General features: G+C 45.7%; 27 protein-coding genes and 2 riboswitches. Of the genes, 12 read left to right on the forward strand and 15 right to left on the reverse strand.

Going from position 1 to position 22,186, the window contains the following annotated elements; all coding sequences use genetic code 11:
- Positions 1-71 precede the first annotated feature (71 nt).
- The 6 genes from A4U59_RS04770 to A4U59_RS04795 all read left to right on the forward strand — a co-directional run bounded on the left by A4U59_RS04770 (position 72) and on the right by A4U59_RS04795 (position 5,773).
- Entirely contained in the window at positions 72-518 is a 447-nt protein-coding gene (locus tag A4U59_RS04770; protein ID WP_066176268.1) for a MarR family winged helix-turn-helix transcriptional regulator, read from the forward strand.
- A 281-nt stretch (positions 519-799) separates the two neighbouring features.
- Positions 800-1,768: an SGNH/GDSL hydrolase family protein gene (locus A4U59_RS04775; RefSeq protein ID WP_066175917.1), complete on the forward strand. Its 969-nt coding sequence runs from the start codon at positions 800-802 to the stop codon at positions 1,766-1,768.
- Positions 1,769-1,785: 17 nt separating this feature from the next.
- Entirely contained in the window at positions 1,786-2,421 is a 636-nt protein-coding gene (locus A4U59_RS04780) for a YpmS family protein (protein WP_066175920.1), read from the forward strand.
- A 244-nt stretch (positions 2,422-2,665) separates the two neighbouring features.
- On the forward strand, positions 2,666-2,803 hold the full coding sequence (locus A4U59_RS21665; RefSeq protein WP_169823913.1) for a hypothetical protein: 138 nt from the start codon (positions 2,666-2,668) through the stop codon (positions 2,801-2,803).
- 423 nt (positions 2,804-3,226) lie between these two features.
- Positions 3,227-4,699, forward strand: a complete 1,473-nt coding sequence (locus tag A4U59_RS04790; protein ID WP_066175926.1) for an MBOAT family O-acyltransferase — start codon at positions 3,227-3,229, stop codon at positions 4,697-4,699.
- A gap of 18 nt (positions 4,700-4,717) precedes the next feature.
- Positions 4,718-5,773, forward strand: coding sequence for a DUF1574 family protein (locus A4U59_RS04795; RefSeq protein WP_066175930.1), 1,056 nt, complete (start codon positions 4,718-4,720; stop codon positions 5,771-5,773).
- Between the two features lie 183 nt (positions 5,774-5,956).
- Here A4U59_RS04795 and A4U59_RS04800 read toward each other — a convergent pair whose 3' ends face one another.
- The 3 genes from A4U59_RS04800 to A4U59_RS04810 all read right to left on the reverse strand — a co-directional run bounded on the left by A4U59_RS04800 (position 5,957) and on the right by A4U59_RS04810 (position 8,032).
- Positions 5,957-6,607 (reverse strand): queuosine precursor transporter, encoded by a 651-nt coding sequence (locus A4U59_RS04800; RefSeq protein WP_066175932.1) that lies wholly within the window; start codon positions 6,605-6,607, stop codon positions 5,957-5,959.
- The gene (gene queF, locus A4U59_RS04805; RefSeq protein WP_066175934.1) at positions 6,604-7,020 is read right to left on the reverse strand and encodes a preQ(1) synthase; all 417 of its coding nucleotides are present in this window, start codon (positions 7,018-7,020) and stop codon (positions 6,604-6,606) included. The genes A4U59_RS04800 and queF overlap by 4 nt, the downstream gene beginning before the upstream one ends.
- Positions 7,021-7,519: 499 nt before the next feature.
- Complete coding sequence (locus A4U59_RS04810) at positions 7,520-8,032, reverse strand: DUF4405 domain-containing protein (RefSeq protein WP_066175938.1); 513 nt, start codon at positions 8,030-8,032, stop codon at positions 7,520-7,522.
- 223 nt (positions 8,033-8,255) lie between these two features.
- Between A4U59_RS04810 and A4U59_RS04815 the strand changes: the two genes are divergently transcribed.
- Positions 8,256-9,521, forward strand: coding sequence for an FtsW/RodA/SpoVE family cell cycle protein (locus A4U59_RS04815; RefSeq protein WP_066175941.1), 1,266 nt, complete (start codon positions 8,256-8,258; stop codon positions 9,519-9,521).
- A 504-nt stretch (positions 9,522-10,025) separates the two neighbouring features.
- Here A4U59_RS04815 and A4U59_RS04820 read toward each other — a convergent pair.
- The 4 genes from A4U59_RS04820 to A4U59_RS04835 form a co-directional block, all read right to left on the reverse strand.
- A complete protein-coding gene (locus A4U59_RS04820; RefSeq protein ID WP_066175943.1) occupies positions 10,026-10,472 on the reverse strand; it encodes a hypothetical protein in 447 nt (148 codons plus the stop codon).
- 30 nt (positions 10,473-10,502) lie between these two features.
- Positions 10,503-10,763 carry a hypothetical protein gene (locus A4U59_RS21670; protein WP_169823914.1) on the reverse strand — a complete coding sequence of 87 codons (261 nt, stop codon included), beginning with the start codon at positions 10,761-10,763 and terminating at the stop codon, positions 10,503-10,505.
- Between the two features lie 702 nt (positions 10,764-11,465).
- Positions 11,466-11,765: a hypothetical protein gene (locus tag A4U59_RS04830; protein WP_066175949.1), complete on the reverse strand. Its 300-nt coding sequence runs from the start codon at positions 11,763-11,765 to the stop codon at positions 11,466-11,468.
- 1 nt (position 11,766) lies between these two features.
- Positions 11,767-12,819, reverse strand: coding sequence for an LLM class flavin-dependent oxidoreductase (locus A4U59_RS04835; RefSeq protein WP_083270665.1), 1,053 nt, complete (start codon positions 12,817-12,819; stop codon positions 11,767-11,769).
- 197 nt (positions 12,820-13,016) lie between these two features.
- On the opposite strand from A4U59_RS04835, the gene A4U59_RS04840 reads away from it, so the two are divergent.
- Positions 13,017-13,439 (forward strand): hypothetical protein, encoded by a 423-nt coding sequence (locus A4U59_RS04840; protein WP_066175951.1) that lies wholly within the window; start codon positions 13,017-13,019, stop codon positions 13,437-13,439.
- An 83-nt stretch (positions 13,440-13,522) separates the two neighbouring features.
- Here A4U59_RS04840 and A4U59_RS04845 read toward each other — a convergent pair whose 3' ends face one another.
- From A4U59_RS04845 to A4U59_RS04850, 3 genes are all read right to left on the reverse strand, one after another.
- Entirely contained in the window at positions 13,523-13,864 is a 342-nt protein-coding gene (locus tag A4U59_RS04845; RefSeq protein ID WP_066175953.1) for a helix-turn-helix domain-containing protein, read from the reverse strand.
- A gap of 77 nt (positions 13,865-13,941) precedes the next feature.
- Positions 13,942-14,100: an anti-repressor SinI family protein gene (locus A4U59_RS20790; RefSeq protein ID WP_106406301.1), complete on the reverse strand. Its 159-nt coding sequence runs from the start codon at positions 14,098-14,100 to the stop codon at positions 13,942-13,944.
- 23 nt (positions 14,101-14,123) lie between these two features.
- Positions 14,124-14,212, reverse strand: a riboswitch (cyclic di-GMP riboswitch).
- Between the two features lie 377 nt (positions 14,213-14,589).
- Entirely contained in the window at positions 14,590-14,805 is a 216-nt protein-coding gene (locus A4U59_RS04850) for an anti-repressor SinI family protein (protein WP_066175957.1), read from the reverse strand.
- Between the two features lie 21 nt (positions 14,806-14,826).
- A riboswitch (cyclic di-GMP riboswitch) is annotated at positions 14,827-14,917 on the reverse strand.
- 228 nt (positions 14,918-15,145) lie between these two features.
- Between A4U59_RS04850 and A4U59_RS04855 the strand changes: the two genes are divergently transcribed.
- A complete protein-coding gene (locus A4U59_RS04855) occupies positions 15,146-16,141 on the forward strand; it encodes a potassium channel family protein (protein WP_066175959.1) in 996 nt (331 codons plus the stop codon).
- Positions 16,142-16,208: 67 nt separating this feature from the next.
- On the opposite strand, the gene A4U59_RS04860 is transcribed toward A4U59_RS04855, so the two are convergent.
- A complete protein-coding gene (locus A4U59_RS04860) occupies positions 16,209-17,039 on the reverse strand; it encodes an HAD family hydrolase (RefSeq protein WP_066175962.1) in 831 nt (276 codons plus the stop codon).
- Positions 17,040-17,567: 528 nt separating this feature from the next.
- On the opposite strand from A4U59_RS04860, the gene A4U59_RS04870 reads away from it, so the two are divergent.
- The gene (locus A4U59_RS04870; protein WP_066175967.1) at positions 17,568-17,909 is read left to right on the forward strand and encodes a YwdI family protein; all 342 of its coding nucleotides are present in this window, start codon (positions 17,568-17,570) and stop codon (positions 17,907-17,909) included.
- A 37-nt stretch (positions 17,910-17,946) separates the two neighbouring features.
- Here the strand turns inward: A4U59_RS04870 and A4U59_RS04875 are convergent, their stop codons facing one another.
- Together A4U59_RS04875 and A4U59_RS04880 are read right to left on the reverse strand one after the other, a co-directional pair.
- Entirely contained in the window at positions 17,947-18,597 is a 651-nt protein-coding gene (locus A4U59_RS04875) for an SdpI family protein (RefSeq protein ID WP_083270666.1), read from the reverse strand.
- The gene (locus tag A4U59_RS04880; protein WP_066175970.1) at positions 18,587-18,874 is read right to left on the reverse strand and encodes an autorepressor SdpR family transcription factor; all 288 of its coding nucleotides are present in this window, start codon (positions 18,872-18,874) and stop codon (positions 18,587-18,589) included. The genes A4U59_RS04875 and A4U59_RS04880 overlap by 11 nt, the downstream gene beginning before the upstream one ends.
- 416 nt (positions 18,875-19,290) lie before the next feature.
- On the opposite strand from A4U59_RS04880, the gene A4U59_RS04885 reads away from it, so the two are divergent.
- A complete protein-coding gene (locus tag A4U59_RS04885) occupies positions 19,291-19,662 on the forward strand; it encodes a DUF423 domain-containing protein (RefSeq protein ID WP_066176276.1) in 372 nt (123 codons plus the stop codon).
- A gap of 98 nt (positions 19,663-19,760) precedes the next feature.
- Here A4U59_RS04885 and gerQ read toward each other — a convergent pair whose 3' ends face one another.
- Positions 19,761-20,351, reverse strand: coding sequence for a spore coat protein GerQ (gene gerQ / locus A4U59_RS04890; RefSeq protein WP_425388877.1), 591 nt, complete (start codon positions 20,349-20,351; stop codon positions 19,761-19,763).
- 120 nt (positions 20,352-20,471) lie between these two features.
- Complete coding sequence (locus A4U59_RS04895) at positions 20,472-20,894, reverse strand: cell wall hydrolase (RefSeq protein ID WP_066175974.1); 423 nt, start codon at positions 20,892-20,894, stop codon at positions 20,472-20,474.
- Positions 20,895-21,289: 395 nt separating this feature from the next.
- On the opposite strand from A4U59_RS04895, the gene tapA reads away from it, so the two are divergent.
- Positions 21,290-22,186 (forward strand): amyloid fiber anchoring/assembly protein TapA, encoded by an 897-nt coding sequence (gene tapA / locus A4U59_RS04900; protein WP_066175977.1) that lies wholly within the window; start codon positions 21,290-21,292, stop codon positions 22,184-22,186.

The following is a 22,186-nucleotide window of genomic DNA, read 5'->3' on the forward strand; positions in this document are numbered from 1 at the left end:
AACTAATTGTCCCTTATAATGGTTTTACCCGCAACTTTTGTGAGTGGAGATTGAGGTGAACGGACTTGAGTGTGACTGATGAATCTTTGGGAAAATGGATTTCCCTGCTGCACAGATATGGACAGCGGTACATTCATAACCAATTGAATGAATATAATATTGGTACAGGTCAGCTGCCATTTTTAACGGAGCTATATAAAAAAGATGGTGTGCTGCAGGATCAGCTTGCCAGAAACGTCGGTACAGACAAAGGAACAGCTGCGAGGGCGATTAAAAAATTGGAAGACGCAGGTTATGTAAAGCGTGAAACGTGTCTCGACGACCGCCGCTCAAATAAAGTTTTTTTAACGAAAAAGGCGAAAGACATTGAAGAGGAACTGGCTTCAGTCCTGGCCAATTGGACAGGTGTACTTGGCGATGGAATGACACCGGAAGAACAGCTGTACGCACGATACGCCTTCGAAAAAATGGCGGAAAATGCGGTTAAATTCGTTGAAACTTCACGGAGTGTCAAATAAATTCCAGCCCACCTGCAGGAAGGCTGTTCCAATTCACGAAAAAATGGACGAAAGGGCTATTAACCAACAATAGTCCTGGGAAATTTTCATACACTGTTAATAGAAGGTTTGCCGTTTTGCAGCATGATTTTCAGGGTAACGAAGTAAATCAATGCCGCAATTCTCAATGAAAATGAGGCCAGAGAAAGAAAACGGCCTGACAGCAGGCAGCGTCATTCTTGCCATAATTTATGAAATGATTTAATCTGAACAGAAAATTGATACTACAGGTGTGAGACCATATGAAAAATAAACGTGCGATTGCTGCTTTTTTATTCGTGTTCATCATTGGACTTATTATGATTTTATTTTGGTATGAAGAAAAGCAGCAAACCCATAATGCCGAACCTGCTTCCACAATTCAAAACGAAGATAAAATGAAGGAAGAAGAGGACCCGGCCGAGGATGTTGTGGAAGAAGTCCAGGAACCAGTCGAGGATAGCGATGAGGTTGCGGATTTCGAAAAAGACACAATAAAAGAAGCGGTAACGAACGTTGTGGAAGATACGATTGATGTTTTTGTCGAAGAAGACATCCACATCACCGCTGTCGGCGATTCACTGACCCAGGGCGTCGGTGACGAGGGAAAAGATGGCGGCTATCTGGGCGACCTTGAAACGGAAATTAGAAAAATGGAAGAAGTCAACCGGGTTGAAATTTCAAACTATGGCGTCCGCGGCAACAGGACAGAGCACTTAATTAAGCGTCTTGACAAGAAACAAGTCGTCAAATCGCTGAAGGACTCAGACATTATCATTGTCACAATCGGTGCGAATGATATTATGAAAGTGGTCAAGTCGAACTTCACGAACCTTGAAATGGAACCTTTCACTGAGGCACAGGCTCAGTATGAGGGGAATTTGGATACTATTTTTGCAAAAATCCGTAAACATAATCCGGATGCACCAATTTATCTGCTTGGAATGTACAATCCGTTTTTCAAATGGTTTGCCCATATTGAAGAATTGGATAAAATCCTTGAGAACTGGAATGTCAGCAGCCAGATTGTCGTAAAAAGATATGAGAATGTAAGGTATATTCCTACAGACGACTTGTTCCGCAACAAAAAAGAGGAGCTGCTGGCAGAAGATAACTTCCACCCCAATGCAAAAGGCTACAGTTTAATTGCCGGCCGGGTGTATGAAGAGATATCTCCCGCCATTGTGAAACAACAGCGTAATATGCTTGCTGGAGAGACTGAAAGAAATTAATAAATAGGGGATCGATTATGAAAAAGAATCGCAATACCTGGAAGTATTTATTTATCGGATTGTTGGCTCTTAACATCGCAATCATTCTCTGGATGTTCATCATGGTCGGCAGCCCGGCCAACAATGAATATCCAGATGACCGGAAAGCCCGGGATAATGAAACCGAGTTTACGATCATATCGACGAAAGAAGACTTGAACCAGCTCATGAATGACTATATTGCCGATATGTCCAAAAATGAAAAAATCGATTATGCCGTTTCACTCGAAGATGACGTTGAACTAAAAGGTTCCATCATGGCTTTTGGCAACCCGGTGAGCCTTACGATGAATTTTGAACCGGTCGTCCAGGAAAACGGGGACCTGCTGCTTGAGCAAAAATCAATCAAGCTTGGCCGACTGTCACTTCCGAGCCGGAAAGTCCTTGATTACCTGCGTGATAACTACAAACTGCCGGAGTGGGTAGTCGTCAATCCGAAAGAGGAAAACGTTTATGTCGCCCTGACGGAAATGAAAACGAAAAGCAATTTTCGGGTAAAAGTGCAAAACTTCAATCTCGAAGATAATCGTCTCGCATTTAAAATTACCGTTCCGACAAAAACATTCGACCGTTTTGCGGACAATTCATATTCAAATGTAAAGACTCTCCAGTAAATGCTGGGGGGTTATTTTTTTGTTGAACAAACGCTTCGCAGTCATCCGGGAGCTCCGCTGCACGCCGGCTCTCGGGAAGCCGCTCCTTCGGCTCCTATCAACAATATTGTTGAAGCGGGAATGCTTAAATTGGGCATTCTGATAGAATCGTGGGGCAATATCCTGAGTGAATTAAGGGCAGTGCAGCTGCTGTATGTTCGCCTTGAAAGCAGGAGCTTCCAGCGTGAAACAGTTGTGATATGGCGTGAAAGGCATGCTTTGGCGTGAAATATGCGTTCGCCCGCTTGAAACTGAGCTGTTGCGGCTTGAAACTGTGATCGTCCGGCGTGAAAAAGCCGAATTATGGCGGAAAAACAAAACGTCTTCCAGTCCAACCGCATAATATCTGGCTGTTATCGCATGAAAATTAGGAGATACGTCGTGAAACACTGCTCTTTTGGCGTTAAACGCAATTTCATTTCCGAAAACAGGAGCCTTTCCATCAAAAAACTGGTCCGAGTCACCAATTTCTTCCCCAGAACCAACAAAGGTAACGTACAATCGCTTCTCAGAGCACCTGCTCCTCAAATTTAAGCCTCTGCCAATCAAATCTGGAGGCAGGCAACTTCCACGCTCACCGTGTCCGCCGCCCATGCCGCAGAAAACAGCACCAGCATGCTAATTTTCCGATAAATTACAATTTTTACAGATGAGATACAAACAGCTTAAAGATGTTTAAATGCCCCCTGAAGGCGGTACATATTAGAGAACTAATGTTTAAGGTATAAGTAAGGATAAATCTCCGATGATGGAGGGGGTATGCTGTATGCTGTTTAACTCGTTTGGTTTTATCTTTCTTTTTCTTCCGCTAACATTAATCGTTTACTATACACTGACACGTTTCAGGGCATTTCATCTTGCGAAACTGACGTTGATTGTTGCATCGCTGTTCTTCTACGGATACTGGAATCCGAAGTATCTGCTGCTGATCGGGTTCAGTATCGTTTTCAACTATGCGTTCAGCAAGTGGCTGGGCAAGAAGCCGTCTAAATGGAGCCTTGGCTTCGGGGTGGCTGTCAACCTTGCATTGCTCGGTTACTACAAATATGCTGATTTCTTCCTGGAAAATGTGAATGCGGTGTTCGGTATGAATATGCCTTTGCTGCAAATTGTACTGCCGCTGGCGATTTCGTTTTTCACCTTCCAGCAGATCGGCTTTTTGGTCGACTCCTATCACGGTGATACGAAAGACTATAACTTTTTCAACTATACGCTGTTTGTCGTTTTCTTCCCGCAGCTGATTGCCGGACCGATCGTCCATCATACGGACGTCATCCCGCAGTTCCAGAAGGAAAAAACCTTTCAGCTGAATCACCGCAATGTCTCGCTTGGAGTGCTGATTTTCTCACTCGGCCTGTTCAAAAAAGTTGTGATTGCTGATTCGCTTGCTTTGTGGGCAACGCCCGCTTTCGACCAGGCGTCTTCCCTGACGATGCTGGAAGCATGGGGTGCGGCACTTGCGTATACGTTCCAGCTTTACTTTGACTTCTCCGGCTACTCGGAAATGGCACTCGGGCTGGGGCTGTTTTTCAATATCAAGTTGCCGGTCAACTTCATGTCTCCATATAAAGCCAACAGCATCAGTGAATTCTGGCGGTCCTGGCACATGACGCTTTCCCGCTTTCTGCGTGATTATCTGTATATCGCGCTAGGCGGGAACAGAAAAGGAAAAACCCGCAAATACATCAACCTGTTTTTGACGATGTTCCTTGGCGGAATCTGGCACGGTGCCGGCTGGACGTTTGTCATCTGGGGTGCGATGCACGGCATGTATAACGTCATTAACCATGTTTACCGCGAATTGAAAAAGAAACTGTTCCGGCTTCCAGCGAAGAAGGCGGAGACAGCTGCTGCCCGTGAAGAAGCGCCTGAAACATTGTGGACGACTATACGGCAAGGGATGGCAGTTTTGCCTTACCGATTGATTACCTTCCTTTCAGTTGTCGTTGCATGGGTCTTTTTCCGGGCTCTGACAGTCGAAGATGCCTTTAAAGTTCTTAAGGGCATGGCCGGCATGAACGGCATCGAATATGGAAAACTCGATTATTTGCCGGGCGGCACCACTGAATTGCTTATCTTAGGGGCGCTGTTCATCTTTGTAAGTGTGGCGCCGAATACGATCGAAGTTGCTGAGAAAATGAAACCGACCGCGAAATGGGCAGTGTTCATCGCCGTTGTTTTAGTAACCGCACTGCTGTTTATCAATCGTGAAGCTGAATTTTTATACTTCCAGTTTTAAAGTGGAGAGGGATGCCTTATGAGTTGGAAAAAAATGAGTATTGCCATTATGCTGAGTGCGGCTTTTCTCCTTGGCGGGCTAATGGTTGTCAATTATTTCGTCAATCCCCTTGGGAAATATTCGTCCCGTGAATTTCCGTCGCTCGTCTGGACGGCACGTGCCGATAAAGCCCAGCTGCTGTCAGAGTTTGAACAAGAACCTGAGGTGCTTGTGCTCGGGTCAAGCCGCTCGATGAAAATCGATCCGGGATTCATTGAGCAGCAGACGGATAAACCGTCGTTCAATGCCAGTGTCAACTCGGCTATGGCTGAGGATTACTATGTCATGCTCAAGTACGCTCTTGAAGAAGTAGACGTGAAACCGGAAGCGATCCTGCTTGGAATCGATGTGGAATCCTTCCACAACGGGCGTACTGCCGATGACCGGCTGGTTTATAATAATCGCTTCCTGAAATACTTGCATGATAAAGATCGGCCGAACATCGGTGAACGGGTTAAAACGATGCTGACTTACGACGAAGTGGCAGGATCATTCAGAAGCCTGTACTTTTCAGCAACTGAATATCCGGAACCGATGGCAACATATACAGAAAATGGTTTTCTTCACTACCCGGAACGGGAAAGAAAATTAGAGAAGGGAACATTTGAACCGAAAATCAAAGAATACGTCGAAAAATATCAAGGCCGTTATAAAGGCTATACGGCCGTTGACGCAGATCGGCAAGATTACTTTGAAAAATTCCTTCAGCTTGCCGCAGAAAATGATATTAAAGTGGCAGGATTCATCACAACCCTCCACGATGATGTCATCAAGGCACTGGATGAAGATAATGTATACAGCGACCGCAAAAAAGAAGTGACAGCGTTCTTATCCGAAATGGAGGAAAAGTACAGCCACTTCAGCTACAAAGATTTTGACAGGGTGGAAAAATACGACGGATCACTTGAAGCTTTTTACGATGGTGCACATATCCAGGAGGAAAATGCCAACATCATTACAGCGGAGCTGCTGAGCGAAGTGAACCTGACAGAGCCGGCCCGCGCCTCTGCTTCAGGAAGTGACCGGCCATCTTAAAAAAAGGAACAATCCGCATGACGATGCGGTTAAGATAAAGGAACCCTTGCTGATGAAGCAAGGGTTCTTTGGCTTTTGAAATAGCCAAAACGACCTTTACAGAGTGTCATTCGACAATATCCGACGGGTGCCTGTCACCTGAAAAAAGCCGGCCCGCAATCTGATAGCGGGCCGGTTCTGATCCTATACAGCATAAGGTTCTTGTCCAGTTTCACCAGTTCCCTTTGTTTTCGTGAACAAATAAAATAGCGGCGTATCGATAAGCGCCAGAACAAGCTTAACACCGAACTGGGAAACAATCATTATCCAGATGTTCGGCACGGTGCCGTAAAAGGCGATCGTGATGAAAATGGTCGTATCGATAAATTGGGATGCAAAGGTGCTTGCATTGTTGCGGAGCCATTTATGCTTCGCATTTGTTTTCCCTTTAAGATAGGAGAACAAGTATATATCAATATTTTGTGAGATGAAGTAAGCGGCAAAGCTGGCGATGACAAACCGGTAGTTTTGGCCGAGCAGAACTTCATAGGCACCCTGTGTTTCCGCTGCAAACGGGGCAACGGGCAGTTTCAGTCCGATAAAAATCATCACACTTGCAAACACCTGGGCAATGAAGCCGAAAAGCACCGTTCGCTGTGCCTGTTGGCGGCCATATTGCTCATGGATGATATCGGTGAGCAAAAACGTGAATGCATAGGTGATCACGGCGGCCGGAAGCACAATCGAACCGCCGACCATGATGACTTTTCCGGCGAGTGTATTGGCTGTGACCAGCGAGACGGCAAACAGGATATTCAGCAGGACGAGCTTATTTTCCATATAGCCCTTGCTCATTGTCCGTCCCCGTCTTTCATGCGGGCTGCTGTTGTTTTCAACTCAATGCCGCCGCGGGCTGATTGGTAAACGGTCACTTCCACTTTCAGCGGGTCGATGGCGAACACGATATCATCGGCAATTTGAGCGGCAAGCGATTCGCAGTAACTGCCTTCTTCGCGGAACGCCCATAAATAAAACTTCAGCGATTTTGACTCGATGCATTTCGCATCAGGGACATATGAAATTTCCACCTGCCCGAAATCAGGCTGCCCGGTTTTCGGGCAAATCGATGTGAATTCCAGGGCGCGGAACGTGATCTCCTGTACATTCGGAGCCGGGAACGCCTCGTTTTTTAATACCTGGCGTGCCTCCTCCGTACTGGCTGGACGCGGCATCGGTCCGGATGCCGGGATTCTTGGGCTGTTTTCCATAGATAAATTCCTCCTTAGTTTTGATAGAGCAGGATTTTTCGAACTGCTTACTGCCGCTATGGATATCGGCAACTTTACTATTATAGCAGAGACAGCGGAAATTTGGAGGGAGTAAAGCTTTGATTGCCCGTAATAAGCACAAATGATGTCTTTTGGGTGAGGGTTATTCCAATAGAGTATCTTTAATGGGATAAATCCTTTTCAAAAAAATTGCATTTTAGGAGGGAAGTTGATTTTCGCTGCAGGGGCTCGCTTTCACCACAGGCACAAGTGCGACATCCGTTCCTGCTTCCCTTCGGTCGCACTCACGTTGTCTTCTTTGCCGCAGGGCGGGCGGTGAGCCTCATTATCGCTATTGCTCTTGCGGGGTCTCACCTGTCCCGCTGCTTCCGTCGGAGTCGAGCCTATCCGCACCAATCAACTTGGTGCGTGAAAAGGGATGCCGCTCTTATTTTATTTAGCCAACTGGTTTGGATAGAAGTATAATACTTCATTTCCGCTAGAGAAAAAAGTGAATCAGCATCAAACCGACAAACACGAAGGCACTGTACCGGTGGAACCGGCGGCGTTTCCCTGAAGACTTCCGTTTCCGCATATAGCCTGTGATAAGCAGTGGTATAAGGGCCAGAAGTGCAAGTGCTCCTGTCCAGCTGTAGCGGTTATCAAACGGCACATTGCTCCCCATCCACCATGCATGCGGAAGAATCCAGAGAACCGCATAAATTGCCGTTGCCACATGGAAGCGGATAAACACCCTTGTAAACCCGACCAGTTTCCCGAGCCACTTAGGTTTCGGGCGCGGTGAATGGCTGATGGTGAATAACAGCAGATACAAAGTGAAGGCGATCAAAAAATAAATGAGTCCGATCCGGCCCAGCCACTTGACGCTATTGTAATCAAGCGGTTCGGTGAAAAAGGCGAGTGCGACCGGAATCGTGACAACGCCGATAATCGCCAGGCCTTTTGGGACCGTGAGCCTGTATAGCCATTGTAAAAGTTCATGTTTCTTCATTTGGGATGCCCCCTGACAGAGAGGTTTACCATTAGAGGAATGGTGATAAATATAGATGTTATGAGAAAAGTACCCTGAAAGCGCACATCATAATCTTTACTGAGTCAATCCGTTTAAATAAGTTGGCAAAAAACGTATCTTAAGCGTATCATTTCAACTGACAGCCATCATTTTACCTGACATTTTAACTCATCAAATGCATTGACATGAAGGGAGTATCGTCATGCTAAATCGATACAGCAAAGACCGGGTGTTGCTTTTCATAATTGGTATGTTTTTTGTGATCAGCCTGCTGGGCATATACTCTGCCCAGAGCACCCAGCAATATAGTGGGAACTTTTTGATAAAACAGCTGATGTGGTATGGAGTCGGGACTGCTGCGATGCTCCTTGTCGCCCTGGTCAATGTACCGGCAGCAACACGATATCTTGCCTGGCCCGGCTATATCGTCGGGCTTGCGCTCCTGATCGGGCTCAATTTTTTGCCGGCATCGGGTTCATTGATCACGGCACCGGTTATCAACGGCACACAGGGGTGGTATGAAATTGCCGGCCTCGGGGCTTTTCAGCCTTCTGAGCTGATGAAAATCTTTTTGATAGTAGCGCTTGCCTCTGTCATCCATTCACATAAACAGAAAGGTAAAGATGAAGAAGATAAGACAGGCGGCAGGCTTTTCCTGAAAATGATTCTTGTCTGGGCAATTCCGTCCGTACTCGTACTGGAACAGCCGGATATCGGTACAGTGCTTGTCTATCTTTCCATCTTGTTTGTCATGCTGATCATTTCAGGAATCAATCTGAAAGTTATCGGCTCGATCCTCCTTGTCATTTTGGGAGGGCTGGGGCTGTTCTTCCTTTTATTCTTTCAGTTTCCTTCCGTACTTGAACTGGTGTTGAAAAAGTACCAGCTGGCCCGTTTGTCCGGCTGGCTTGAACCTTTTCAACATGCCGAGACGAGCGGATTCCAGCTTGTCCAGTCATTGTCGGTCATCGGAGACGGCAAGCTGTCGGGAGCTGGATACCTGGCGACGGAGACGCACTTGCCCGAGGCGCATTCCGACTTCATTTTTACGATCATCAGCGGTGAATTCGGCTTTATAGGAGCAGCAGTGCTCTTGCTGCTTTACTTTGTCCTGATTGCCCGCATGATCAATATCGCATTCACGTCCGTCCATCCAGTGAACCGTTATATCATCACAGGCATTATCGGCATGATTACGTTTCATGTCTTTGAAAATATCGGCATGACGATTGGACTGCTGCCGATCACCGGTATACCGCTGCCTTTCATCAGCTATGGCGGGAGCTCCCTGCTGGCCAATATGGCGGCAGTCGGAATTGTGTTAAGCGTCTATAGTCACTCTGACGGCAAAGACTTGCCAAGGCGCAAAACGATCCGTGAAATAAAAAACAGGCTGAACCTTGTCACCTGGCTTATGTACAGCCTCCTGCTTATCCTGCTTATCCGGCTGGCGATTGTGATGCTTTAATAAAAAAGCAGACCGTTAATGGCTTCGGTTTTCGAGCAATGAAACAACATACTGATTATCAGACCAAATTTCATATCATTTGATCTTTTCTTGTTTTTTATAACAATGATTACCGTTTTTTGACGTGCAAAAAATCGTACGAAACCACACTACAAATAACATTTGCTACACTAATTGCAATATTAAGATTGTTCTGATGTTAATGAAAAAGGATTGTGGAAGAAGGAATGACTTAAGTTCTCCATAAAGTGAGCTTTAGAACGGGAAGTTGATTTCCGCTGCAGGGGCTCGCTTTCACCCAAGGGCACAAGGGCGACATCTGTTCCTGCTTCCCTTCGGTCGCACTCACAGTGTCTTCTTTGCCGCGGGGCGGGCGGTGAGTGCAAAACACTAAAAAATGGTTAAATAACAGGTATTTCTTTAAGGAAATTACTTTATATTTAACACACCAATTAGCACAAAGAAGAGCTTGGGTAATTACCCAAGCTCTTTAGCATTTGAATTTTAATGTAATCTCTTAGCAGATGGGATTGCTTCGTTTAATAATCTGCTTAATTTTTCATAATCAATCTTCCAATAGTAACCACTACTATCCTGCACATACTTTGTTCCTATAATCCACAGACTACCACCATAAGTAGTATTATCCTGTGTTTGTAGCAGAATTTTAGTGTATTTTTCAGGTCTTTCATCAGGTGGAAAGTTATTTTGTTTAATTTCTGAATATTTTTCCGACTTAGAAAACAACTTTGCTATCTCCAAAACTTCCTTTTGATTAGTGATTAGATATTGAGAAAATTCCTCTTCATTTTCGCTACTAACAATGACCTGATTTATATCATTTTTAGAAAGAGAAAATCCCCAAATTGATATATGTGTTTGATAATAAAATCCAACATACGCCACTACTAGAATAAGCGGAATTAAAATAATCCATATTTTTTTATTCATTGCTAGCCTCCTTTTCTATATGAACAATTATTATTTATACATTAACATAAATTTCCTAATAACCTTCAAAAAATCATCCCATTCCGTTGTGCAATCCACTTGACGAAATCCTCTTTCTGGTGTCCCAAGCGGATGTTCTATCGGGTTATCTGTGTGAACATTATATACGCTTGTTCCTGCTGTTTTAGTTTCGTGAAATTGGTGGGTTCGGAACAACTTTTCAAGTTTATGAAATGCTAATTTCCTTAAAGACTTAGTTGCATACTCATTCATTGAACCCCATTCTTGCAATTCATATTTCGCAGTTTTAAATTCCTCATATGCTTGTTTTCGAGTTTTCGTCTTATCTGTTTGACATAAAAAAATTATATCCCGTATACTCTGGTCCTACGGAAGGCAAGGAGGGTCGGTATACGATATCCGCTATGAAACGGTTGCTTTCCAACCATTCGTTGCATTTGATGGTGTAACAGGCAATTTCAGTAAAGCGAAACAAACGATATGCAGGAATGTTGATACTGCCAACCATGTCGCGTTATCTTCATTCCAGCGCTGATTCTTTTTTTAAGTATTTCAATTTATTACGATGTGGGCTTGGAAACGTTGCTCATTCACCAGTTGATTGGAGCGGAAGGGGGTGAGACTCCAGCGGGAGTAGCGGGACAGATGAGACCCCGCAGCGCAGCGAGGAGGCTCAGCGCCCGCCCCGCGGAAAGCGAACTCCCTGCAGCGGAAATCAACAGTACCATCACATTGCAAAAATGTATGTGAAAGCAAACTGAAGTTGGGCCTTATTCAACAAACGGGAGCAATAGTTGAATAAAAGAATATAAAAAGGACGCTTGGAAAATAAAAATCCAAGCGTCTTTTGTTTGCTATATTTACTGTTAATTATGGTGCTAAACTAGTGTGTTTTTGCATGTCATTTCACATGTTATTTAGATTTTCTCCACAGTATCGGAACTACTTACATCAGCTGCTGTCTGCATTTTTTTACTTTTTCAGCTTTTCCATTTCCTCTGCGACAATCATCGCAAGGTCGTCATTTCCGTAGGAAGACAGCATATTCAACACGGTCTGCCCGCCGATTTCCCCGGCTTCCTCTTTCGGCACGATGAGCTCCAGCGTTTTTAAAAGGGCAGGATTATCCGCTTGCTGCGGGTAGGCCTGCCTGTATAATGCCAGGGGATCAAGATCGTTGTTGACACACCACTGGGCAAAAACGAGAATCATCATCTGTTCATCCTGCTTGTATCGGTCAATGATTTCCTTTTCGAGATTTTCTCTATCCATTTCAACTTCCTCCTTCCCTTAAAAACACGTCTGCCAGCAGCTCATACGACCGCACTCTCGATTCATAATCAGGGGTGATGGTTACAATCATCAGTTCCTCAGCCTGATACTGTGCTGCTAACCCCGTCAGCTTCTGTTTGATTACGGAGGGGCTGCCAATCACATCTTTTTCCATTTTCATATCAGCGGTTTCCTGCTGTTCAGGTGTGAGGTGTTTATACAAGTCTTCAACAGGATTCGTTATAAAAGGCACTTTACGACCGAGATCCTGTTCTTCTTTTATGACACTTCTCGCAGCAGCATTACGTGCAAGCCTGGCCGCTTCTTCATCGGATTCGGCACATATGGCGGAAATGGCGATGATCACTTCCGGCTCACTGGAAAAATGGGAAGGCTGGAAGTCTGTGCGATACTGGTGCACTGCTGCAGGTCCGTCTGAATTGCTCATAAAATGGCCGAATGCAAGCGGAACGCCGATTTCGGCAGCAAGCTTCGCGCTTTTCTCACTCGTTCCAAGCAGCCATAACTCAGGAGGAATGCCTGGCAGCGGATGAGCCTCCGCTTCTTTGAGCTCATGATCGCCGGGAAGAGAATTTGAGAGCCATCCGGCAAGATCACACATATCTTCAGGAAAACGGCGGACATTTTCAAGGTAGTTGCCGCTGAGCGCCATTGTTGCATGCGGGGGACCGCCTGGTGCACGCCCGACTCCGAGGTCAATCCGGCCAGGATGGAGGACGGAGAGCATGTGGAATGTTTCGGCAACCTTATACGGGCTGTAATGCGGCAGCAGCACAGCGCCTGAGCCGACACGGATGCTGCTTGTCCTGTCAGCGATTTTTGATATCATAATTTCCGGTGAGGGGGAAGCGAGATTATAGAGCTGGTGGTGCTCCGCCACCCAGTAACGGGTGTAGCCTAACCGGTCGGCGGCTTCAGCAAGTTTGAGTGTTGCCATCAGTGCATCTGCGGCAGTTTTTCCTTCTGTTACCGGTGATTGGTCGAGAATACTTAACTTCATGATCGGAATCCCTTCCTTTACATCCTTCACCATCTACATTAGCCTCCAGTGGCGGGATGGACAAATGAAAAAGTTCGAAACAGGGAGAAAAACTCAGAAAAAAGGAGAATAACAAGCTTTTTGTTCTTAATAGAGAATAATAATGTTCATTATAATGTTTTAACATCTTCTTCTTGTACCTTATAATGAAAGTGATAGTTCTTTAAAAAGAACGAAGGGGAGCGGACGGAATGGAGAATGGAATGGAAAACGGAACGGAAAAAAAGATGTACATCACTCATCTTCTGGAGCAGCCGATCAAAGGTAAAATTGCCGTTTCGGCGGTAGATGAAAAGCATATGAAAACAAACAAAGGAACAGTGCTGATCACACTGTTAATGACAGACGGGCTGGAATTCATCAGCCACCTGAACTTCCCTGTTTCCGACCGGATCAGGCTGATACTGGAGTTTCCAGCCGGGGAGGAGCAATGGTCGCTTTTGGGATCAGTCCGCCATAAAAAACAATATCGCGGATACCTCAACAAATACATATTCCACTTCCAGATGGAAGGAAAACCGTTATATGAAATGGAATTCCGCAATATGCTGAAGGAACTGGCGGTAAAAACAGCCTGGGAAACCAATGTACCGGCAGATGACCACCTTCACTGAAAAGAAAAAGGGGTTAAGGGCATGCTGCCGGCTAACATATGAAAAAGCTGCCGCCGGAATCGGCAGCAGCTCAAATTGTGCATTTAATCTTTTTTCGTGTTCTGGACCCGCCATTTATTGAATTCCAGGAACTCGCGGAATTGTTCCTTGCTTACTCCGGATTCCATGGCTTCCTGGACAAGCTGTGCCCACTCAGGATCGAGATTTTCCTCAGCGTCTTCCTTGTTCGCTTCATCCAACAGCAGGGTCTCAACATTTATGCCAAGTACAGATGAGATTTTTTCAAGAAATTGTATGGAAGGGTTAGATTGAATGTTGCGCTCGATTGAACTCAGGTAGGATTTTGCTACGCCTGCCCGGTCTGCTAACTCAGTCAGTGAAAGTCCTCTTTCTTTCCGATACCGTTTAACACGTTCTCCGATCATGGCCATCCCTCATTTAGCTCTCTTTTCGTTATGTTAACAGTATAGCAATAACGGGGATGTTCTGTAAATAGAACGGATTATGTATTTTTTATATAGGACTTTTCGTGCTTCATTTGCAGGAGATAATGCTGCGGATCATTCAGAAAGCTGCTTATGTCCTCTTTCGTTAAACCTCCTTCCTTTGCCTCAATCAACAGTTCCACCCATTCCTGATCAAGCCGTGTGTTCGTTCCCATTGTTTTACCCTCCATGTTCCCTTCCAGGCAATCCAGCTGTCATAGAATGATCATTCCCTTAGACCTGTGATTTTGCGCCCCTGCCTTTCGGCCAGGTTAGCCCTTGTTCTGGAGGTTGAATTTTCCACCCGGGGAAGCTATACAAGTAATGATAAATCGAAACAAGTAAGAAGTCTGTCTAATTTTGCTAAAGTTATCGAACTTTTACGACAATTGTAACTTAAGTTATTCGCTGGGTGTAACGGCGATATAGGGGTAGTTTTGGAAAAACGAGGAGGTATGCAAAAGATTTTATTACAATAAAGCTATAATCAGATGAAGAATGTGTATTTTCTTTTCAGGATATAAAATTCGACAATTTCGTTAATCCACAAGAAAGGAAAGATAAAATCAGGAATATATACCCAAACAAGCGATAAAGTGAGTAAAAGCCTGGGTGAAAGAAAAAACAGCCTTTGGCCCCAATAAGGGTAAGGCTGAAGGAAAGTACTACTGGAGAGCTTCTTCTGGTTGCCCGCCTGGAACAGCTCCTTTGCTTACATAATGGAGCGGCTCCTGGGGGCTGTCGGAATGCGGACCGTTGTGTAAAAGGAAGTTTCTAATCTCATCTGCTGTAAAACCCATTTCTTTAGCCTTGCGCATCAAATCTGCCCATTCATGGTCAAAAGACTGTTTTTCATCATTTAGCACAAATATGTGTGCCATGACCCATTCTCCGTTCCGCTTTCAGGCAGGCCAGCTGCCATGGGGCAATTGCGCCCTTTAGACCTGAACCTTTGCGCCCCTGTTTTTTCAAACAGGTTTACCTTTTTCTGAAGGTCATTTTTTGGTCCGAAAATTTGACACGTCAGCTTCTGCAAAGGTTTACACCAGTCCCTCCTTTTCCTTTTATAAGCTGTTTCTATTATATAATAAAAGAAAAAATTATTGCTGATTTTCGATTAATAATCTTTGATATTTCTTACCTTGTTCACGATTGTAAACATTTTGTCATAGTAGAATGGATGAAGGGGAAAGACTAGACAAAAAATCGGGGGAGTTTGCAATGGATGCGTTAAAGTCATTGTTATATGGTATTGCAGGTGTGGCGTTTTTAGTCTTATTCGGAACGGCCGGCTACTCCCTTCTGGAGGATGTGTCCCTTTTTGATGCGCTCTGGATGACGATGATCACTGTACTGACCGTCGGGTATGGCGACATCATACCGATGACCGCCGCCGGGAAGATATTTACAATGCTAATCATACCGGTGAGTATCGGGCTTGTGACCTATACACTCGGTTCGCTTGTGGTCATTATGATTGAAGGTATATTTTCGGATACAGTAAGGAGGAAGCGGATGGAGAGGGTAATCGGGAAACAGAAAAACCATATTATTATTTGCGGTTACGGCAGGGTCGGTGAACAGGTTGCCGCCCAGCTTGGGAATGAAGCGGTAAGTTCCGTCATTATTGATAAAGACGGCCGCAGTCTCGAAGAAATGCCAAATGATGTCCTTTTTATAGAGGGGGATGCAACTGAAGATGAAACGCTGATTGCAGCAGGAATTGAACGGGCTGCCGGACTTGTTGCCGCACTTCCGGATGATGCAGATAATGTGTTCATCTCACTGACCGCAAAAGGAATCAATCCGAACATTCAGGTGGTCGCAAGGGCAGAGAAGCTGGAATCAGAAGCAAAGCTGAAACGGGCAGGGGCAGATAAAGTCATTAATCCTTCCAACATTGGCGGACGCCGTATGGCGATGTCCATCATCAAGCCGATCAGTGTTGAATATGTCGATACGGTCCTGGAGGAACCGAATGAATCGTTCAGTATCGAGGAAGTTGTAATCGGAAGGCACTCCATGCTGCAGGGCAAAACGATCCAGTCGGCAAAAATCAGGGAGGCATTCGGTGTAACAATCGCGGCAATCAAAAGGGGAGACCGGCTGATCAGCAATCCGCTGGCTTCCGAGCAGCTTTCTGAGGGAGACTTGCTGATCATCTTCGGAAACAAGGATGAAATGCAGCTGTTTGAAGATGCGGCGAAGGAGAAATAAGCCTGCTTCTCCTCAGATAAAGAATTCCTGGAGAAAGAGGCTTCACATTTGATCCCTCTCCTTCATGTCAAACTTCAAACGCATTGGAAAGTGTATGGACCACAGCCAGGTTCTCATGGCCTGCTTCATGACGATGCGGATGAATATAGACCGCATTCATTCCCATTTTCAGGGCAGGGGCCACCTCGTTAATGAAATTGTCTCCGATTGAACATGTTTCATGGGCGTGAACCCCGAAACGGCCAAGAATGTTGCGGAAGAGGGACATTGTTGCCAGCGGCTTCCGTGAGGAGCAATATTTATAGTCGAAGATTCCCTGCAATCCAAGTTCTTTTAACAGGCGTTCGACATCATCAGCGTCACTGTTGGTCATGAGGACAAGCTCCTTTGATTGCTTCAGCTTTATAAGGCCTTCTTTTAATCCGGGGGTTCTGGACAGATGGAATTGGTCTGTCACCATGTACTCTTTCGTCCGGTTATAGCACTCAAGTGTTTTGTCGGCAATCCCGAAGTGGGCTGCAGTTACAAACGGCAGCCACCAGCCGTCCCCAATGGCGATAATGTTTTTGAAATCGAATGTAACGGGTCCATTATACGTTTCCCTTACCTTGTTGCCCGGCCAAACCGCCCCTTTCCAGCTATGGGCTTCAATGACATCCAACGTCATCGGATCGACCGTCAGCACTGCATCGCGTTTCATGTCGTACCCTTTTCCGATCGATACGATATGATTATCGTTTTTCATGCTGGAATATTCATTCATAAATGCTTCCTGTTGATGTTCAGGCAATTCCTTCATCAGCTGGCGTGCATAATAATCGAAATGGTCGGTATCTTCATATAACGTCCCATCAAGGTCAAAAATGAGAACTTTGCTTTTATTGATCAATGTCTTCATGTGTCGGACTCCTTTTTAATAGGCTTTGTTAAAGCTCAATGTTGATTTTCTCACTAGTTGATTGGAGTGGAAGGTGCGAGACTTCTGCGGGACTAGCGGGACAGGTGCGACCCCGCGGAAAGCGAGTACCTGCAACGGAAATCAACACTAACATTTAACAGAGCCTTTTAATAAAGACTGAGTTTGCATTTCATTGTGTTGAATTTCAGACAAAGGGACGCAAACCCGCTGGGAAGGCAAGAAGGCCGGGCCCGCTGCATGCGGGGGACGGGCGAAATGCACGCTGTATAGCAGGACCATCTGGTAAGAGCTGCTGCGCCCTGTGTCAGTGAAAAAAGCCGCTTTTGGCTGTGCTTTTATTAACATTAAGATATTTAAGAACCTTTATGCAGGTCAAGGTAATAACAATATTGTAAAACATTTCCGGCGTATTTCGCCATTTCAGGGGATCAAGCAGCCCGCGGCCGGTTGTTTGGATAACAGGAAAAAACATAGTAAGATGAAGGGAGAAGAAGGAGGTCCGAACCAATGAATATCCCGATTGACCGGTTACTGGATAAAATACAGCAGGAAACAGAAGCGGCCCGCCGTGAAGCAAAAGCGGGCGGAAGTTCTGCGAAAGTGAAAGAGCGGATGCGGACGGTCAAAACGCTGAGCGAACTTGTCCTTGACGGCACCGAAGAGGGGACGGGGGAGCAGCGAATGCCGGCGCAGATCCAGCAGGCTTACCCTCCGGCAGAGCATTCGGATCAGGGCGGACAGCCTGCCGTCATTCAAAACAACGGCCAGCAGCCCGGTCAAATTACAAAACTGAATGAAACGAAGCTTGATGAAGATGATGCAAACGGTGATTCGCTGTTTGACTTTTGATCAATAGAAAAGGAGAGCCCTGTCGAAGGCTCTCCTTTTACATTTGCGGTTTCCCTATTTTACGGTAAAACACATACGAAGCGACCATGCTGCCGAGCGATACGGCAATTGCGACTGTTATAAAGGTGATGAACTGCCATGGTTCCGGCAGGAAAGCCGACAGCATCATCAATATCCCGCCGGCAAAAAACAGCTTTGCCGAAAGGCGGTGCGTCTTTTGCCACACATCACTGTTTGCAAGCGTCCATGGCGTGCGGACACCGATGAAGTAGTTATGTTTAAACCTTGGCATATAGTTTCCGATCAGTGTGAACAGCAGGCCTACGGCGATCGGGACGACCAAGCCGATGTTGATCGGATAGCCGAGACTGTACGCGATCGTTGCGATATGGAGCAGCAGCATGAATGTAATGGTTGCCCGAATGATAAGATCATAGCTGCCCTTGAATTTTTTATAATTATCCCGCTGCGGATCGATGTGCGGCAAGGCGAAAAACAGTGCATAGAGCAAAATCGAAACACCAGGCATGATCAGTACGCCCGTCAGCTTCGATGAATAATCATCAGGCTGATTGTCGACCCCCCAGTGGGTCGGAATCTCATCAGGCAAATACGGATAACTGAAAACACTGATCAACACCCCAACTGCTATAATGGTAAGTAAATACCAGTCAAGTTTAATCTTCATCTTTTTCACCTCTCTCGGCGGATGTGAAGCCCCACATCCATTTCATCACTTCCTGAAAAACGGTCGTGTTAAGCGAGTAATATATATGCTGTCCCTGTCGTTCGTCCTGTACCAGATCGGCGCGCCGCAGAATGTTCAAATGATGGGAAATGCTCGGTTTCGTCATGTTGAACTGTTCGGCGATCTCTCCTGCTGTCAGATCCTGTTCATTCAACAGATCGAGAATCTTACGCCGGGTCGGATCGGACAGCGCCTTGAATGTATCATTGAGCGACATCGCATCCACCTTCAATCTCATTTTATTAGGGCTATGCTGACTATAGGCGTTAATTTCTATAAAAACTGGAGCCGAAACCGCGGGACTTATATAAACCACAAGGGAACCAGCTGCACTTCAGCGGGAAGGCGGATAAAACAGGATTCCGCGGGAATGACCTTGGTAACCGGATAAAATTCCGCCATTCATCAGCAATAAGGATTAGCATCATTTTCTCGCTGAAGGAAAGATATGTTTAACCCGGACAAGATTAGTTTTCAGTAAGCTTTTAAAATATATTATTAGATAATTAGATAACTATCTAATTAAAGTATATCACACGCCGGACCGAAAAGCGAGCGGTAAAACGGTCGCTTTTTTCAATGGAATTGGGTAAGATGGAGGCAGAATGTCTAAAGGATAGGTGAAAAAACATGATGCAAACCTTTATTATACTCGGCGCCATCAACGGATTCCTGGCAGTAGCGCTCGGTGCGTTCGGAGCCCACGGCCTAGAAGGAAAAATTTCAGCTAAAATGATCGAAACGTGGCAAACCGGTGTAACCTACCAGATGTTCCATGCAGGCGGCCTGTTCGTCGTCGCATTTCTGGCTGACAAAATCGGTGCAAGTGCGATGCTGAACTGGTCAGGATGGCTCATGCTGATCGGGATTATATTATTTTCGGGAAGCCTTTACGTATTAAGCACATCCGGCATCAAAGTGCTCGGGGCCATCACGCCGTTCGGCGGTGTGGCGTTTTTGGCGGGCTGGGTGCTGCTTGCGGTTGCAGCGTACAAAGGATTATAAAATAGGAAAGGAGTACCCCGGTTGGAGGTACTCCTTTTGTATGTCCTTAAAAAGCAACATATTGCCACAGCACGATAGAAACCATAAAATGTCCTTAATTATCTTGGTGTGTACGATGCCATGCCCGGCGCCGGGCCATTGAATGGATATTCATATTCCAATTCCTCATCAAATGTCACATAATCCAGGTAAATCATCAGCAGCAAATATCGTTTCCCAGTTTCCGGATCGCTCAAAATAAGGTGGTCACGCCCCGCAGCTTCTATAACTCCCTTGAAAATTTTCGCATTCCATTCTGTATTATTTTCAAAAGTCATATAAACAGTTGCCTGCTTGCCCCGATTGAGCCGCAAAATGTTTTCGATATACGACTGCTCAAGCGGCAGCATACCAGGCACATCCGGCCCGGCCTGCCCCGGCTGCGGCATCATGCCGGTACTTCCATACGGGAACATTCCGCCGGACTGCGTTCCTGGATACCCTGCTGTCTGAGCCCCCTGGACGGCTGGCTGCATGCCGTATCCGCCGGCCGGATACCCATAAGCGGGCTGGGCCTGGGCTCCGCTGTAGTCCATCCCGGCATAAGGCGACTTCGCCCCCATATCGTGATCTCTCCACTCATATTGCTGCTGGCCTGGTTCATATCCGGGATATCCGGCGTAACCGGCATAAGGCGACTGACCATACATACCATACTGCTGTTGCTCCTGATTCTCTTTTGCCAACGTAAACCCCTCCCTTTGTCATTCATGAAGAACCTGATAAAAAGTTGGACAATAAAATGGCCGGTGAATGATGGCTGTGTGCAGCTAAAAAACCCGCGGGCATTCAGATTGCGCCGGTGAAAAGAAACAATGCGATTTAAAGCGCCCCGTATTCCATTGTCCGTACCATTGCGCAGGGCAGGCCCCTTCCGGCATAAAAAACCAGAGCGAGTTACTGGCCGGGTGATACTTCAGGCCCTTTAACGTTTTCCGGGCCAGATTCTGGTCTTTTTGCCGGGAACGCTGATAAAAGTAACCTTTCTGGGTTGCTTCAAATCCTCCCGGCGACTGGAACACCATCCGGCGCACCGTATTAATATCCTTAAAATCCAGGCATCTGGCCCGCACCCGGTTCACTCCCGTATTCCCGACCATCAGCATGCCGAGCTGCCCATCTCCTTCGGCTTCCGAGCGCATCAGCCTGCCCAGCAGCTTAACATCCTCCTCGTTATATGCAACCACCATCACCTGTTCACCTCACTTTGAAGTCGGTCATGCTGAATTGAATGATGAGGACAGAAAGACATGACGTACTAGTTGCATTGTATGAGGGGCGGGGGCGGGATATGACTATGGGGTGGAGTTTGTGTTGGGCGGAATTTTTAAAAAAGAAAAGATACTCACATTGTTCTTTAAAATGAACATAATATTCTTAATAAAATACAAAAACGTAAGATAATAAGAGAAAAGTCAAGATAAATTGTTGTTTTCGTTCTTTAAAAAGAATAACCGGCTGATTTTGGCGTTTTTAAAAACGAACAGACGGATTTATACTAGACACATCAGGTTCGTTAAAAAGAACAAAGCTGTCTGATCCACCTATACATAGTGAAGTCATCATTCATTGAAGGGAGGCAAAGCTCTTGCGAAAGTCCAGGGCGAAAAGAGTTAAAAAGAGTTACAGGTTCCTTATGGTCAGCATTCAAGCATTGTTAATCTGGTATTTATTTATTTTTTCAACAGTCCAGTTCACTTCATACACAAACGCTGCCTTCAATGATATTGAAACTGTTACTGCTTCATTATCAGTTTGGACTGAAGATGATCCACCGGAAACAGACTGGGATAGAAGTTCACTTTCCTTTGATGAGGATGGAATTGCGCTTAATAAAGGAGCAACTTGCGAACCGCCAAAGGTTTTTGCAGAGATTTATAACTCAGGTGAAACAATCACCTTCTCTGAGTGGGCATGGGAGCTCTATAAAGTGGATGGAATGAGCCAGGGTGTTCCGGTAACAGTAGGAGCGGCATTGGATTCAGGTGTTGTCCCGGCCATTGCTAAAGAACAAATAGGAACAATTCAGTCGACAGTTTCTTTACCGGGCAACGGTGATTATCGATTTAAGGTCCGCCGGCCACTCGATCATCCGGGTGAAAACCATAAGGATGAAGAGGGCTATTCCTATATCTGGAGTGAAGTCATAAAGGTTACAGATTGTGCAGCCGAAGAAGAAGCTGCAGAGAAAAGCAGTGAAGAACAGCAGCAAGCTGTGCCTGCTGAAAAAGAACAGACGGAACAGCAAGTCCAGGAAGAAACTGAACCTGTACAAGACACCGATTCAAGTGAACAGGGATCTGAATCGCAAAAGGCAGATGAAGAAAAAACTGTGGAGACTTCCAATGACCAGACAAAGCCTTCTACTGAGAAAGAACCAGAAAACGTTGATGACTCTAATTCTGACAAGGCATCCGTAAATACATCCAAGGAACCTGCTGCAAGCAAAACAGAAGAGACAGAAGAGCAGAAGGGAGATCAATGA

This window comes from Bacillus marinisedimentorum, from assembly GCF_001644195.2.
Taxonomy (GTDB): domain Bacteria; phylum Bacillota; class Bacilli; order Bacillales; family Bacillaceae_O; genus Bacillus_BL; species Bacillus_BL marinisedimentorum.